Source organism: Shewanella aestuarii (assembly GCF_011765625.1).
GTDB classification, from domain to species: Bacteria; Pseudomonadota; Gammaproteobacteria; order Enterobacterales; family Shewanellaceae; genus Shewanella; species Shewanella aestuarii_A.
The window spans coordinates 740,278-756,580 of sequence record NZ_CP050313.1 but is presented as its reverse complement, the minus strand read 5'-3'; the positions used below and the strand labels follow the sequence as shown (position 1 = coordinate 756,580).

Genomic DNA, 16,303 nt, shown 5'->3' with positions numbered 1-16,303 from the left:
AGGTTTTTTTATGGTGAAGTGTCACGCCAACTTAAAGGGCTTTTGATTGCATCATAGAACCAATTTCAATGCCTTTATCTGTCACATCAACAGAGAGTTGGATCCGCATATTGTAGTCCTTCATCATTAACAATTCTTCCGGTAACGGCTCACCATTTTGCTCAATGGCGGTAATGAGTGGTGTCAGCATTTTTTGATAATCAACACCAACATTAACTAATCCGTTAGCGGTTAATGTTTGCTCCGCTAACTTATCTGCTAATTGCTCGGCTTTATCGCCGGAATACACAACTAAATGCTGACCTTTAAGCGCCATTTTAGCTTGCACGCGAAATTCAGTGGGTAACATCAATAACGAGGTTACATCGACTGCTGTGCCATCACTAGGTAAGTTAATCTGCGCTAAAGGTGGAAAAAATGGTTTAACCATCTCAATCAACATGGTTGGATTGTCTGCTGATAAAGAAAACAACGCATCAAGTTCATTAACGATAGGTGAACCATAGTTATCTTCCGCTAATTGATAATCTAGCACGGTAAGATTAACTCCTTTTACACCGTTTGCCATTCCCGTAAACATGCCTATCATGGCAGGATTAAGCTGCTTCAATTCATATTGGCTTTCAGCTAAAAGTTGACAGCTAAATTCTGGGGTTTGTAAATCTTTCCAAATGGTGTTTAAGGTTGGCGCTAATTGCCCCACATCCATCCCAACACCAACAGACAGAAGATGATTAATCGCGTCTTTTCCAAAATCGGGAATAAAACCTCGAAGCTTGGTTAATGCCCCTAATATGACCTGATTATGACTTTCAACCACGGCACGTAAATCAAGAGTGGTTTCAGTTGGCTTGATAAGATAAGTATCGAATCCCATTACCGTGCGCGGCCAATTATTTGCAATCGACATCAGTTCGCTTTGACATTCTGGCGAACGAAGCTTTGCAAAGGGGTCGTCTTGTTGACTTGATGCCAGTTTCGAAATTTGTTTTGCCAAACGGTTGCCATCTAATGAGGTGAGCCCTTTTATCAGCTCAACATGATTGATAAAACTAACACTGTCTTTGGCAAATCCATGTTTATGGATGATATCTTGCAACATAGTGGTTGCGGTGATCGGATTATCAACTTGCTTAGCGCCTAAGGCAGTTTCTAACAACTCAGGCGCATTAAAAGATGTATTAAAGGTAATCGTTAACCAACCTTTATCGATAGCAAAGATAATATCAATACGTTCTTCTTCTGAGTCATCAAGTAATGAATAGGCTCGATAATCAATGCCCACCATACTTTGTACTTGATGCGTTAGCCCGCTATCTTGTTCTGCACGATCAAGCTCTGCCCAAAATGCATCGGCATTGGCGATCTCAATCTTCATTACCGGCAAAGCGCCTAAGGTATAAAAATAGCTTTGGAATGAATCCGCTAAACCGTAATACGCCAAAAATTTTTCTGGCTCGGTTAACAGCTTTAAATTCTGTTGATACAAGCTCATTAAAAACTTTTCTTGCGGTAAGTCATACTCAGAAAACATCGCTAAATCATCAACACCTGTTTGCTGATATTTACTGGCAAAACTAGTTAAATAATCTTTCGCAGGAAAAGGCGTTAACTGCCCAGAAAACATTAAGGTATCAGCGGGGATGTTATCTATTACGGGATTACTTACTACTGAATTAGGTTGCTGACTCACATAATAAGCACCCGCTCCAATCGCTAACACCACAGCAGCTACGGCCAATTTTTTCATTGATAACTCCGATTTATTCACTTATTCACTCTTCCATGAGAGTCATGGGAATGTTCTGTTGCTCAAAAGTACCTAATTTCATCTTTCAAATACACAGGTAAACAATTCAATAAATTAACATTAATTCGCCCCTAGCGCATTAGCATAGGCAGCTATTTAATAATGATTGTGAATGGTTGATCTTAGCTCAGAAGAAGATTTGAAGATTTAGCCAGCCATTATTAATCCTCGCCTTGTTTAATACTCAGCAAAGCCTAGTAGAAAATTGGCAAGAGTGACATTTACAATGGGTGGCAATTTTATTCAGGTTTTATCAATTCAAATCAAATAGGTAATAATCCCTTTGTAGATACTGCTTCGGGACGCTTTACGCCATCCGTGGCCGCTTAACGAAAACGTCCTGTTTTCGATACCCTCAGCCGTATCTACACCGGGACATTCATCTCTTCGATTTGACTTTATTTGGTATGAGTTTGTTTTGGAAGCTAGCGTGATTTATGCCCCTTTACAAGCTAGACCTTGTGTTACGACTGCCATCTATAAAGCTAAATCGAAGAGATAATAATGCGGGTGCAGATTGAGTCAGCGAGTATCCCAAACAAGGCGAAGTTTCACTAAGTGAAACATTTCTGAGCGAAAGGCATGGATGCCGAACTGGCTGTTTAACATGGATGTTATTTGTTTTGGTTAAGCCCACATGGAAGTGCTTGCGGCGTCTCGCTGGATCATTTGCACTTGAAGTAAATCTGATGCGAAACGCAATCAATAAAGCCAAATCGAAGAAACAAAAATTCGGGTGCAGATGAGCCTGCGAGTATCCAAAATAAGGCGAAGTTTCACTAAGTGAAACATTTCTGAGCGAGAGGCATGGGTGCCGAACTGGCTGTTTAACATGGATGTTATTTGTTTTGGTTAAGCCCACACGGACGTGCTTGCGGCGTCTCGCTGGATCATTTGCACTTGAAGTAAATCAGAGTCAATTGTCCAAATCTATGGCTAGCGATCTCAATTAAGTTGTCATGCCTGCTGTTACCCAAATATTGTAAAGGTGAACCATAAGCAATATATGCTCAAAAACAGATAGGCAATAATATAAAGCCCCAACAAGCAATGCTTGTTGGGGCCAAAATTTGATTGCTTATACGCTAACAAGTCAATCAATTTGCTCGAGGATGCGAGCGAAGCTTTTGGAGGTACTTGGACTGCAAAAACAATCCTAAAGTGTCGACAAAAACCATCTACGGAAGAATTAAAATGTAGACTAGTATTGATATTTTTGCCTAAGTTTTTAAACAAAAATTAACCCTTTTTGGATAGTTATTTTAAATTCAGTCAGTTAGCGTTCACTCACGTCTGGGCTATATTTCATAATGCAAACCACACTCGCGTTTTAAACCATTAAAACGGGTTTCCTCTTCTGTCATCCCTAATTCTAACGGCTTACTTGAGTGTGTATCGCCCACAGAAACATAACCTTGCTCCCATAAAGGGTGGTATGGCAGATCATGCTCAGTTAAATAAACATGCACATCTTTATTGGTCCATTCAATAATCGGCAACAACTTAAAACGGTTTCCATGTATAGCCAAAATAGGTAGCGCCTCGCGTGTACTGGCTTGGCTGCGTCGCAATCCAGCAAACCAAGTGCCGACATTCAATTCAACTAATGCACGCTGCATCGGTTCCACTTTATTGATGCGATTATATTGCTCTAGACCATCAATGCCTTGTTCCCACAATTTACCAAATCTTGCCTCTTGCCAAGCAGCAGTTTGCTCAGCCCGATAAACCTGCAAATTTAACTTCAGTCTTTGGGTTAACTCATCAATAAACTGATACGTTTCTGGAAACAAATATCCGGTATCGGTCAAAATAACTGGAATATCAGCCTGTACCTGAGTCACCAAATGCAGCATCACTGCACCTTGAATACCAAAACTTGACGATAAAGCATGCTCGCCCGGCAAAAATGCCAGCCCCCATGCCACACGTTGCTGTGCTGTCAGCCCAGATAAAAACTGGTTTATCGAGTCCAGTTCAACTTGTTGCACCTCTTTTGGCGCCCTGAGCAATTGAACTAATTGCTCAGGGCTAATTGAGGTTTGGGCTGTAGCTGTGGCTACCTGAACCATAATAAATCACCCATGAAAGTCCTTAGCTGCATCGTTAACCGCTTTTACAACGCCTATACGCACAGTGAAGTTACCAAAGGTTTCACCGGCGTCGCGCTCTGCGGCATAACGACCAAATAAACTATCCAACTCTGATAAAATCTCAGCTTCTTGGATATTTTCTTTGTACATTTTGTTTAATCGAGTACCTTCAAAACTCGCCCCTAAATACAAGTTGTAACGCCCTGGCGCTTTACCCACTAAACCAATTTCAGCCGCAAAAGGACGGGCACAACCATTCGGACAACCTGTCATACGCACCACAATTGCTTGCTCGGCAATGCCATGCTTTTGCTGTAGTGCATCGATATGGTCGATAAACTCAGGGAAGTAACGCTCGGCTTCAGCCATAGCCAACGAACAGGTAGGTAGTGCAACACAAGCGATAGAGTGACCACGCGTTGTCGATAACACCTCACCTAACAAACCATGCTTACGGGCTAAAGCTTCAATTTCAGCTTTATCTTCTGCTGCCACACCGGCAATAATCATGTTTTGATTAGAGGTCATACGGAAATCACCTTTGTGGATCTTGGCAATTTCACGTAAACCGGTTTGTAAGGTTTTACCTGGAGTATCTTTAATACGGCCGCTTTCAATGAATAAGGTTAAATGCCACTTATTGTCGATCCCTTCTACCCAGCCATAACGATCGCCACGGTCACCAATCACCACGTCACGCTTGGGCTCAAATTTAACTCCCGCACGTTTTTCAACTTCAGCTTTAAAGGCATCATAACCGTGGTCAACTATGGTGTATTTTAAACGGGCGCGTTTTCGCACCACACGGTTACCCCAGTCACGCTGTACTGTCATTACGGCTTCAGCAAATTTGATCACATCATTGGTTTTAATAAATCCAAAGTCATCTGCTAAGCGCGGGAAAGTATCAACATCACCATGGGTTGAGCCCATGCCGCCACCTGCGACTAAGTTAAAGCCAATTAGCTCGCCTTGTTCTGCAACGGCCACAAAGCCTAAGTCATTGGTATACACGTCAACATCGTTATCTGGCGGCACTGACACAGCCATTTTGAACTTACGTGGCAAGTAGGTTTTGCCATAAACCGGTTCATGGGTTTCGGTGTCGAGTAGCTTTTCTTCATCTAACCAGATTTCTGCATAAGCGCGCGTATGCGGAAGAAGATGATCAGATAACTCTTTAGCCACGGCGTAAGCTTGTTGATGCAGCTTAGACTCAACAGGATTTGGGTTACACATCACGTTGCGGTTAACGTCACCACAAGCGGCAATCGAATCCAGCGCAGCTCTGTCTAACCCTTGGATCAAGGTTTTTAAGTTACGCTTTGGAATGCCATGATATTGAAACGTTTGACGCGTAGTTAAACGAATACTATTTGAGGTAGTTAAGGTGGATGAAATTTTATCCACATCTAACCACTGTGCAGGAGAACAAATACCACCCGGCACACGAGCACGTAGCATAAAGCTATATAAAGGCTCTAGTTTTTGCTCTTTACGTTCGTTACGTAAGTCACGGTCATCTTGCTGATAAAAGCCATGGAATTTAATTAATTGCTGATCGCCATCACTAAATGATCCGGTTACTTGGGTGTCTAGACCTTCTTGGATAGTCCCGCGCAGATAATTACTGTCGGTTTTTAAATATTCGTTTATTGCTAACTTTTGCTCACTCATGGTGACCGCCTCTTATTCGATAATCACTTAGCTGCAGTATTGCTGTGTAATGACTCATCCAGTCGCAATTGTCGCTCGGCAGCTAAGCCTAATATGTGGTGCCAATTAACCTTAAAGATTAATAAACATCTTTTTGGTAACGCTTGTTGCTGCGTAATTCTTCTAAGTAGCTTTCAGCCGCTTCAGCGCTTAATCCACCTTGAGTGATTGCCACATTAACGAGTGCTTGATGGACATCTTTTGCCATACGCTCAGCATCACCACAAATGTAAACATGCGCACCATTTTGCAACCATTGCCAAACTTGCTCGGCTTGCTCTGTAATACGATGCTGCACATAAACTTTGTCGGCTTGATCACGCGAGAACGCCACATCTAAACGGCTTAAGTCGCCATTTTTCAAATACTGTTGCCATTCAACTTGATACAAGAAGTCCTGTTCAAAGTGTGGGTTACCAAAAAACAACCAGCTATTGCCTTTAACACCATCAGCAACACGTTGCTGCATAAAGGCTCTAAAGGGCGCGACCCCAGTACCTGGGCCAACCATAATGACGGGTGTTTGTGGATCGTCTGGTAAGCGGAAATGTTTATTCGGTTCGACATAGACTTTGACAGCTTGGCCTTCTTCAGCTGACGCTAAGAAGTGAGATGCACCACCAAAACGTGCTTGGCCTTGGCGCTCATCTTCAACTAAGGCCACTGTAAGATGGACTTCGGTATCAACTTCAGCTTGGCTAGAGGCAATTGAATATAAACGCGGTGTGAGTGGACGTAACACTTCAACCAATTGTTCAGCTGTTATTTTAGCCGGATAGGTTTTAACTAAATCAGCTAATTGATGATTAAGAATAAACTGACGTGTTTGCTCTTTGTCTTCAGCAATAGCCAATAACTCGGCACTGCCACTCAACTCGGCCCATGCTTTTACCAACCCAGGGTAAAGCTGAGTTAATTCTTTTTTGTCAGTTAATGCTGCAGATAAACTTAATGTCTCTTTAGCAACGGTTACTTCGGTTTCTGCATTCAATGCTAAACTAGAAATAATTTCATCTACCAGATTAGCGTTGTTACTAAACCAAACACCTAAGGCGTCGCCTACCTGATATGAAATACCTGATTCACCTAAATCAATTTCAACATGGCGAACATCACGGTCTGAGTCCCGGCCAGTTAATTTTTGGCTCACTAATACTTCAGCGGTGTAAGGGTTTTGCTTAGTATATTCACTGCTTGCTGTTTGCGATGACGCAATTGACACAACGCTGGCGCCTGCACTTTGAATGTGTGGTTTAACTGCATCAATCACACTGTCTTGCCAATCAGCAGCAGCTTGTTCGTAATCAACATCACATTCAACTAACGGCAATAATTGTTTGGCCCCTAATGCGGCAAAACGAGCATCGAAGTCTTTACCGGTTTGGCAGTAAAACTCATAGCTGGAATCACCTAATGCCAATACCGAATAATGTAAGTTATCTAATTTGGGTGCGCGCTTTGATGCTAAAAACTTGTGCAGTTCCATCGCATCATCAGGTGCTTCGCCTTCGCCATGTGTGCTCACCACAGCCAATAATAAGGTTTCTTGTTTCAACTGGCGCACATTGTAATCGCCCATTGATGCTAGGTTCACCGTGTAACCTTGTGCCTGTGCTTTAGCCGCCAATTCAGACGCCACGCCACGGCCATTGCCCGTTTGGCTACCATACAAAATGGTAATGGTTTGGCTAACACTGGCTTGAGTGGCTACGTCTGCACTTAAGGTTTGCCCCTGATTAGCGCTAGCAGCAAGATATCCACTCACCCAAGCGAGCTGAACGGCAGATAATTCTGATGTGAGATGTTTTAGCTTTTCCACTTGTCCTTGTGACAAAGGAGACGCTAATGCAGTAAGTTCTTTTAGCAACATGAGACGGCCTTATAACAGTTTAATGACATCAGCTTACTCCTGCTAACTAAAAGCAAAAAAGAATAAAAGATAATTTTTTATGCCTTTTAGGAATATGCAAAGTGTGTTTTTTAGGCTACAAAAGTGTGGGTTAGTTAAAACTTTTTAATTTCCCTTGATGAAAATCGAATTAATTAACCCTGTAGTACTTGTGTGAATTACCTGTCTACAGCAAGCTAGGCTGCTGGCTAAACAATTAGTTACCTATCAAACTGATTGTTCTCTGACTAGAACAACAAGCACACCTTCTTAGGGAGGTTGTCAGAGTAAAGATGAGGTTTACCCAACAACATCTTAAATAAGCAGGTTCACTGTGTTCGATGATCACGACCGTCATTGAACACAGCAGAGTGACAAACTCAATGCTTTGCTAGGGGAGCAAAGCATATTTACCCTTTAACCATCAGGAATCAGTCATGCAGATTGGAATACCGAGAGAAAGTATCGCTGGAGAGACGCGCGCAGCAGCGACGCCTGCTACCGTGGTACAACTAATAAAGCTCGGCTTTAGTGTGGCCATCGAGGCAGGAGCTGGAAAGTTATCAAGTTTTGATGACGCAGCATTTGAACAAGCTGGAGCAGAGGTTGTTGAAAGCGTGTGGCAAGCTGACTTTATTTTTAAAGTTAACGCACCAACCGACAGTGAAATAGAACAAATGAAGTCTGGCACGACCTTAGTCAGCTTTATTTGGCCAGCACAAAACCCTGAGTTGGTTGAAAAGCTATCACAAAAAAATATCACAGTGATGGCAATGGACATGGTGCCACGTATTTCACGCGCACAGTCATTAGATGCCCTATCATCTATGGCCAACATTGGCGGCTACCGTGCAGTCGTTGAAGCAGCCCACGAGTTTGGCCGTTTCTTTACTGGACAAATTACCGCAGCAGGAAAAGTGCCTCCGGCCAAAGTGTTAGTCATTGGTGCAGGTGTTGCAGGACTTGCCGCCATTGGCGCAGCGGGCTCACTGGGCGCTATCGTACGAGCATTTGATACCCGTTTAGAGGTGGCTGAGCAAATTGAGTCTATGGGTGGCGAGTTCTTAAAACTCGAATTTGAAAACACCGAAGGCGGTTCATCTGACGGTTACGCTAAAGTGATGTCAGACGAGTTTATTGCTGCTGAAATGGCACTGTTTGCCGAGCAAGCAAAGGAAGTGGATATTATTATCACCACCGCGCTTATCCCAGGCCGCCCTGCACCTAAGCTTATCACCAAAGATATGGTTGATAGCATGAAACCCGGTTCAGTGATTGTCGATTTAGCCGCTGCCACAGGAGGTAACTGTGAATATACCGTCAGCGGTGAGAAGTTCATTACCGACAATGGCGTTAAGATTTTAGGCTATACCGACTTACCGGGCCGCTTACCTGCGCAGTCATCACAGCTTTACGGCACAAACTTAGTTAACTTAATGAAGCTAATGTGCAAAGAAAAAGACGGCAATGCTGTGCTGAATTTTGATGATGTTGTGATGCGTAATATGACCGTCACTCATAATGGTGAAATTACCTTCCCGCCACCAGCAATTTCGGTATCCGCAGCCCCTGCTAAACCCGCTGCACCGGCACCGGTTCAAGTGGAAGAAAAAGCCCCATCGAAACTGAAATACATTTTAGGCGCAGCCGGTATTGCTGCTTTTGGCATGATAGCCTCGGTGGCACCAGCTGAGTTCTTATCGCACTTTACGGTATTTGTACTGTCATGTGTGGTGGGTTATTACGTGGTATGGAACGTTTCTCATTCACTGCATACCCCATTGATGTCAGTGACCAATGCGATTTCAGGGATCATCGTTGTCGGTGCCTTGTTGCAAATTGGTCAAGGATCAGCTTTGGTCACCGCATTAGCCTTTGTAGCTGTGCTTATTGCAAGTATTAACATCTTTGGCGGCTTTACCGTCACTCAGCGTATGCTGAAGATGTTCCGTAAAGATTAAGGGGTAATATCGTGTCTGAAGGATTGGTAACAGCATCGTATATTGTCGCTGCAGTGTTTTTTATTCTCAGCCTAGCCGGGTTGTCGAAGCAAGAAACAGCTAAAAACGGCAATTTATTTGGCATCATAGGGATGACCATCGCGCTTGGCGCAACCATTTTAAACCCAAGCACTACTGGCGTAGTATGGATTATTTTAGCCATGGTAATAGGCGGTGCGATAGGCATACGTTTTGCACTTAAAGTTGAAATGACCGAAATGCCTGAGCTAGTAGCAATTTTGCATAGCTTTGTGGGTATGGCGGCGGTATTAGTCGGCTACAACAGCTTTATTGATTTGCACCCACAAGCGGTCAACGAAATCGTTGTCGCAATTGGTAGCGATCTCAATAGCACCCTAGCAACAGCTGAAGCAGCTTTTATTGAAGCTAATCAAGCACAACACGCCGAGCACTTAACTGGCGCAATGCTAAATATTCACCTTGTCGAAGTTTTCTTAGGGGTGTTTATTGGTGCAGTCACCTTTACGGGTTCTGTAGTGGCATTTGCGAAACTTCGCGGGCTTGTGTCATCAAAAGCATTAATGCTGCCACATCGCCACAAGTTAAACCTAGTGGCAGTGATCGTTTCATTAATCTTAATGGTGGTATTTGTGCAATCTGGCGGCACCATGACGCCAATGCTCATTATGACCTTAATTGCCTTCGCTTTCGGCTGGCACTTAGTGGCATCGATTGGCGGCGCGGATATGCCCGTTGTGGTATCTATGCTGAACTCATACTCAGGTTGGGCAGCAGCAGCGGCTGGCTTTATGCTATCAAACGATTTGTTAATCGTTGTAGGCGCATTAGTGGGCTCGTCTGGCGCGATCCTGTCTTACATCATGTGTAAAGCAATGAACCGTTCATTTATTTCGGTCATTGCAGGTGGCTTTGGCTCTGATGGCGTTGCGGCAACAGGTGATGAAGAACAAGGCGAATACCGTGAAACCACTGCTGAAGATGTGGCTGAAATGCTAAAAAGCTCAGACTCTGTAGTTATCACCCCAGGCTATGGCATGGCTGTTGCGCAAGCTCAGTATCCTGTGGCAGAAATTACTCGTAAACTTCGAGATTTAGGCGTGAAAGTGCGCTTTGGTATTCACCCTGTGGCTGGCCGTTTGCCAGGACATATGAACGTTCTGTTAGCAGAAGCAAAAGTGCCTTATGACATCGTATTAGAAATGGATGAAATCAACGAAGATTTTTCCGACACTGATACTGTGCTAGTTATTGGCGCCAATGACACAGTTAACCCGGCGGCGATGGAAGATCCAAATAGCCCTATTGCTGGCATGCCTGTACTTGAGGTGTGGAAAGCACAAAACGTGATTGGCTTTAAGCGTTCAATGAACACAGGCTATGCCGGTGTCCAAAATCCGCTATTCTTTAAAGACAACACCCAAATGCTGTTTGGTGATGCAAAAGATAGCGTAGAAGCGATTCTAAAAGCGCTGTAAATTAGCACTTAGTTAGCTCGCTAACATAGCTATCTGAAATACCAGCCATCAGGCCTGTCTCTTATACACAAATCCCTGCTAAGAAATTAGCAGGGATTTTTTTGAACTAAATCCCTAATTCGAGATCAGATCTCCAAATGATTTGGAGAAATACGATGATTGATAAACACCAACAGTGGGCAGAGCAACAGTTTGGTCAAGTAAATTTAGGTGATCCCAGAAGAACCTCTCGTTTGGTAAAGTTAGCGTCAACCTTAGCTGCTAACCCTGGAAAACCAATTGTGAATATTAGTCAGTCACCTGCCGATATGGAAGGAGCCTATCGGTTCATACGTAATGAAAATATAGAAGCATCCACCATTGCAGAAGCGGGATTTAAGGCCACCGCAACGGGCGCGCAACAACACAATCTGTTACTTGCTTTAGAAGATACCACGAATATCGTTTATAGCCATCGCTCTATTCGTGAGGAATTGGGCCATATTAACCAAGGCAACCGTCATCGTGGTTTGCTTGCTCACAGTATCGTCTTATTTGCACCAGAATCATCTGAAGTCGTTGGCCTTATTGAGCAGCAGCGATGGACACGAGATATAAATACACGAGGCAAACGACGAACTAAGACACCAGTACCTTATTCGGAAAAAGAGAGCTATAAGTGGGAGCGAGCTTCTCGCAACATGGCTAAACGGCTGGGAGATAACCTTGATAAGGTGATATCCGTTTGTGATCGTGAGGCCGACATCTATGATTATTTGCAGTATAAGCTGAACAATCAGCAGCGTTTTGTTGTCCGTTCGATGATGAGTAGACATATAGAAGAAGGTGAGCACAAACTATTTCACTATGCTTCTGAATTAACCAGTGCGGGTCAAAAGAGAATTCATATAGCTCAAAAAGCAGGACGAAAAGCCCGCACAGCAACGTTAGACATTACCTTCTCTGCGGTGACACTTAAAGTACCCTCGAATAAGAAAGGTGGATCATTGCCTGTTTATTATGTGGGTTGCGAGGAAAGAGGTAACTCAGACAGTAACCTAAACTGGCATTTAATCACCAACGAGCCAATACATACAAAAGAAGACGCCCTCAATATTGTCAGTCACTATGAACATCGCTGGCTCGTTGAGGAGTACCACAAAGTCTGGAAAACAGATGGCACCGACATCGAAAGCTCAAGACTGCAAAGTTTAAGTAATGTAGAAAGATTGGTGACTATAAACGCTTTTATAGCCACTCGAATTCTGCAACTAAAATTCGCTCATAGCCATGCAACAAACGTAAGTTGCGAGCAGGTTTTAACACCGAAAGCGTGGAAATTACTGTGGCTTAAACAAATAAAAACGCCACTTCCTGACTCCCCACCAAATATGCACTGGGCTTATGCAGAGTTAGCGAAACTAGGAGGTTGGAAAGATACAAAACGCACGGGGCGTGCGTCTGTAAAGGTATTATGGCAAGGATGGTTTAAGTTACAAACCATCCTTGAGGGCTACGAGTTAGCTAAGTCTCTTGAGTCAAACTTGTGATCAAGAGACAGGCCATCAGGCTGGTATTTTTTTGTCTGACAATCCACTGTTAAAAAAGTGTAAAAATGTTATCTTGAGCAACATCAATATTAGGCAAGGATTTTCAACACAGCACATGGACAGCTTAACGCCTGAGCTTCAACAACTGCACGATAAAATCCGCAAACTTGAAGCACAGTTAGCGGATTGTATGGCGCAGAATGCTGAATTAACTCAAGACAAACAGCGACTCAAGCAAACGCTGAAGCTCACCGAAGAAAAACTCAATGCCACCTTAGATGGCAATGGCTTATGCCTGTGGGAGCAAGATATCCCCTCAGGCAACCTCATCATGTACAACCAAGAATGGGGGGCATTGCTTGGTTATACCTTAGAAGAACGTCCTGCGCATATTGATAGTTGGAAATCACACCTACACCCAGATGATAAAGATTGGGTGATTAAAGCTTTTTACGATCATGTTGAGGGCAAAGAAGATATCTACCGAGCTGTTCATCGTATGATCCATAAAGATGGTAGTGTCAGTTGGGTATCGGATCGCGGCCGGATCATTGAATACAATGAAGACGGTAAGCCTAAACGCATTATGGGCACTCACACCGATATCACTCAAGAAAAACGCTACGAGCAAGAATTGGCACGATTAGCCCATTATGATCCCCTCACAAACTTACTTAACCGAAATGCGCTAAAAAGTCACTACCAGAAAAACTTCAAACATCCACAAGCCAAAGGAACATTAATTTTCATTGACTTGGATGGTTTTAAGGGCATAAATGATAAGGCAGGCCATCGCATTGGTGACTTACTACTAATCCATGTCGCGAATACCATTAGCCAGACAGCTAAAACTTTGTTGGGCACAGGCCAGCATGCTATCGCGAGAATTGGCGGTGATGAATTTGTTATTTTAACCACAGCTCATCAAGCAGAAATATTAGCCCCCTTTACTCAGACCTTATTGCAACAATTTAATCAGCCCACCAGCATTGAACAACATAAGACCCAAATTGGTTTGAGTATTGGAGTGTGCACATTTTCTGCTCCAACGACCTTCGCCCATGCTTATGAGCAAGCCGACAAAGCTATGTACCAGGTAAAACAACAGGGTAAGCATGATGTGGCGTTTGTATCACTGCTTTGATAGCCTAACATAGCTCACCTTGGCATTCAGATCATTGCCAGCAATTAAGTCGCTCGGTGCAATTGCTTGGTTATGCTGCACTTGCACACCATCAACAGCCACTTTGGTTGAGCAAAAACATCGATTGGCGAGTTAGGAATATGGGGATAACCCCTAGAGAACAAGAAGGGCTGACCATCAATCATGGTCAGCCCTTCTTAGTATGGTTTATTGATCATCTCCAGTGGAGATAATCTCAGGTTAACGATTAAAACTTATAGCTATAACCTAAAGTTGCTGACTGTGGTTTGCCAGCAAATACTGAACCGTGTACACGGGTTGTGACATAAGTTTCATCGAATAAATTATCAACATTTAAGTACACTTCTGACACATCATTAATAAAGTAACGGGCAGATAAATCAAATACCGTTTTAGAGGCAATTAACTGATCAGCAGGAATATCACCTTGGCCCGCTTTAGTGCGCATATCTGCGGTATATCGACCAGCAAGTGTCACTTGCCAGCTTTGTGCCGCAACACCAGCAGAAATGAATATCTGGTTATCTGGTAAGTAAGTTAACGAGTCGCCTTTTTTAACATCGTCCCAGCTTTCAAAATCAGATGAGAAATCAGATCCAAATTCCGCATTAGTATAGGTGTAAGCCATTTTCACTGGGAACGTGAATTCACCTTTTTGATTAAACTCATATCCTAAGCTTAGCTCAACACCTGTGACGTCCACTTCACCCGCATTATACTGGTTATCGATCTTGTTATCGTCACAACCTTGAGCCGCGGTACAGTTACCATGCATATTGCTGTAATCACCATAAAATGCAATCACTTCTGAGGTTAATGCACCTTGGTTATAACGTAACCCAGCCTCATAGTTCCAGCTCTCTTCCTCTTTACCATCAGCATTACCAGGTGCTGCTGGAGAGAAACCTTTTTGAACACCTGCTAATAAAATAAGCGCGTCATTAACCTGATACGTTGCCGACAAAGAAGGCATAACCGCACTGAAACTGTTATCAACATCTTTACTTGGTTGACCATCGCGACCAGGATTTGCTTTCCCCCAATCTAAACGATTAGTGGTGACATCTTCGTAACGAATACCTGCAGTAATAGCAAAATCGCCTATGGTCATACGATCTTGAATAAACAACGCCCAAGCATCTGCACTATCAATACGGTTTGAGTCAGTGCCTGGAACACCACTTTGAGTGCGACTCATCACTTGGTTGGTGTCTAATTGATAAATGTCCGCCCATTGATAACGGTCCATTTCATCTTCATGATAGCGCGCACCAAATGCCAGCTCATGATTACCCACGAAGTAATTTAGCTCAGTTTGGATGCCTTGAGATAAATAGCTACGGTTATTCGCTTTCACACTAACATCAATCGGCGCGGTCACTACACCTTTATCAAAATCAGCGGCGTTTTGTACACCACCACTGCTTAAACTTGAACCGTCAACTTTATCTGCTTTATACCAATTACGGTGAAAGTCGTTATAGTAGGCTGTAGTGCTTAATAACAAGTCATCATTAAACTCAATCACATGATTTAACTGAACTTGTTTATGCTCAGTGGTCATCTTATCTTTTTGTGAGGCCGAATAACGCATAAACGGCGTTGCAGCATAATCTTCATCAGTTAACCCCATGTAAGTTTCATTAGAAACCTCATCAGCGTACTTCAGTTTTAATTCTACAATTTGTTGATATTTAGCTGTCTTGTCAGTTTTAATGCTCACTTTTGCTAACGCATCATTTTTCACAAAACCTGTGTCACCACCGACACCGTTAATATCACGGAAACCATCAGCTTGATAACGGTAGATTTCAGTAACTGCGCCAATGCGTTCACCTTGACCGCCAGCAAATGCGTGCACTTTACCAAAACCATCTTGCCCTGCAGCAATTTCAACTTTACCAGCCAGATCGGTTTCAGGGATTTGACGAGATAACATGTTAATTACGCCACCCGTTGTACGAGGTCCATATTTAACCGTTGAGCTCCCCTTAAGAATTTCAACACTTTGCATACGCCCTGATGTAGGGAAATAATAAGCAGCTGGAGATGCGTAAGGCGCAGGTGCGGCTAGTACACCATCTTCCATTATGGTGATTTTTTCAGAGCGATTTTGTCCTGTACCACGCATACCTAAATTTGGACGTAATCCGTAACCATCTTCTTCTTGAATATAAACGCCAGGAATAGAGGCCAATGTACGCATGATATCGGTATATTTAAACTGCTCAATATCAGCGGCCGAAATAACATGTGCGCTACCTGGTACTGTGTTAACAGGGTTACGGCTACCAAAAATAGTAATTTGTTCAATGTTAGTGGTAGCCACTTGCGGATCTTGAGCAGCTTTTTCAGCGGCATTTGCGCCCAAAGACATTAATAATGCACTTGCTAAAACACTCAAACGTATGGTGTTTGACTGGCTCATCTTCTATCTCCCAATATAACCTTTGATTTAATACAAATAAGAACAATTGCTATTTGCGTTTGTAGTTGCAGGCATTTTACTTAAGTGAACATCAAAATCAACAAATCGATACGATATTTTTACAAAACGAGTCAAATTGTTATATCGAAGCTCAAATATGTGACACAGAACATCGACCACAGGTGTGCTAAAAATATTTACTTGGAAATTAAAAACA

At 43.1% G+C, this 16,303-nt stretch carries 9 protein-coding genes; 4 read left to right on the top strand and 5 right to left on the bottom strand.

Features of this window, described 5'->3' with window-relative positions:
- Positions 1 to 31: 31 nt before the first annotated feature.
- The 4 genes from HBH39_RS03460 to HBH39_RS03445 all read right to left on the bottom strand — a co-directional run bounded on the left by HBH39_RS03460 (position 32) and on the right by HBH39_RS03445 (position 7,489).
- The gene (locus HBH39_RS03460) at positions 32 to 1,750 is read right to left on the bottom strand and encodes a hypothetical protein (RefSeq protein ID WP_167675651.1); all 1,719 of its coding nucleotides are present in this window, start codon (positions 1,748 to 1,750) and stop codon (positions 32 to 34) included.
- A gap of 1,358 nt (positions 1,751 to 3,108) precedes the next feature.
- Entirely contained in the window at positions 3,109 to 3,882 is a 774-nt protein-coding gene (locus tag HBH39_RS03455; RefSeq protein ID WP_167675649.1) for a phosphoadenylyl-sulfate reductase, read from the bottom strand.
- 6 nt (positions 3,883 to 3,888) lie between these two features.
- On the bottom strand, positions 3,889 to 5,580 hold the full coding sequence (gene cysI, locus HBH39_RS03450; RefSeq protein WP_167675646.1) for an assimilatory sulfite reductase (NADPH) hemoprotein subunit: 1,692 nt from the start codon (positions 5,578 to 5,580) through the stop codon (positions 3,889 to 3,891).
- A gap of 118 nt (positions 5,581 to 5,698) precedes the next feature.
- Positions 5,699 to 7,489: an assimilatory sulfite reductase (NADPH) flavoprotein subunit gene (locus HBH39_RS03445; protein ID WP_167675644.1), complete on the bottom strand. Its 1,791-nt coding sequence runs from the start codon at positions 7,487 to 7,489 to the stop codon at positions 5,699 to 5,701.
- Positions 7,490 to 7,944: 455 nt separating this feature from the next.
- Between HBH39_RS03445 and HBH39_RS03440 the strand changes: the two genes are divergently transcribed.
- The 4 genes from HBH39_RS03440 (at position 7,945) to HBH39_RS03425 (ending at position 13,637) form a co-directional block, all read left to right on the top strand.
- Positions 7,945 to 9,468, top strand: a complete 1,524-nt coding sequence (locus HBH39_RS03440; RefSeq protein WP_167675642.1) for a Re/Si-specific NAD(P)(+) transhydrogenase subunit alpha — start codon at positions 7,945 to 7,947, stop codon at positions 9,466 to 9,468.
- Positions 9,469 to 9,479: 11 nt separating this feature from the next.
- Entirely contained in the window at positions 9,480 to 10,964 is a 1,485-nt protein-coding gene (pntB, locus tag HBH39_RS03435; RefSeq protein WP_167675640.1) for a Re/Si-specific NAD(P)(+) transhydrogenase subunit beta, read from the top strand.
- Positions 10,965 to 11,119: 155 nt separating this feature from the next.
- Positions 11,120 to 12,493, top strand: coding sequence for an IS4 family transposase (locus HBH39_RS03430; protein WP_167675638.1), 1,374 nt, complete (start codon positions 11,120 to 11,122; stop codon positions 12,491 to 12,493).
- 115 nt (positions 12,494 to 12,608) lie between these two features.
- Positions 12,609 to 13,637, top strand: a complete 1,029-nt coding sequence (locus HBH39_RS03425; RefSeq protein ID WP_167679945.1) for a sensor domain-containing diguanylate cyclase — start codon at positions 12,609 to 12,611, stop codon at positions 13,635 to 13,637.
- Between the two features lie 247 nt (positions 13,638 to 13,884).
- On the opposite strand, the gene HBH39_RS03420 is transcribed toward HBH39_RS03425, so the two are convergent.
- Positions 13,885 to 16,086 (bottom strand): TonB-dependent receptor family protein, encoded by a 2,202-nt coding sequence (locus HBH39_RS03420; RefSeq protein WP_167675636.1) that lies wholly within the window; start codon positions 16,084 to 16,086, stop codon positions 13,885 to 13,887.
- Positions 16,087 to 16,303: the final 217 nt, after the last annotated feature.

Coding starts and splice junctions, on each gene's coding strand:
- HBH39_RS03460 (WP_167675651.1), bottom strand. CDS start 1,750: ATGAAAAAATTGGCCGTAGCTGCTGTGGTGTTAGCGATTGGAGCGGGT.
- HBH39_RS03455 (WP_167675649.1), bottom strand. CDS start 3,882: ATGGTTCAGGTAGCCACAGCTACAGCCCAAACCTCAATTAGCCCTGAG.
- cysI (WP_167675646.1), bottom strand. CDS start 5,580: ATGAGTGAGCAAAAGTTAGCAATAAACGAATATTTAAAAACCGACAGT.
- HBH39_RS03445 (WP_167675644.1), bottom strand. CDS start 7,489: ATGTTGCTAAAAGAACTTACTGCATTAGCGTCTCCTTTGTCACAAGGA.
- HBH39_RS03440 (WP_167675642.1), top strand. CDS start 7,945: ATGCAGATTGGAATACCGAGAGAAAGTATCGCTGGAGAGACGCGCGCA.
- HBH39_RS03430 (WP_167675638.1), top strand. CDS start 11,120: ATGATTGATAAACACCAACAGTGGGCAGAGCAACAGTTTGGTCAAGTA.
- HBH39_RS03425 (WP_167679945.1), top strand. CDS start 12,609: ATGGACAGCTTAACGCCTGAGCTTCAACAACTGCACGATAAAATCCGC.
- HBH39_RS03420 (WP_167675636.1), bottom strand. CDS start 16,086: ATGAGCCAGTCAAACACCATACGTTTGAGTGTTTTAGCAAGTGCATTA.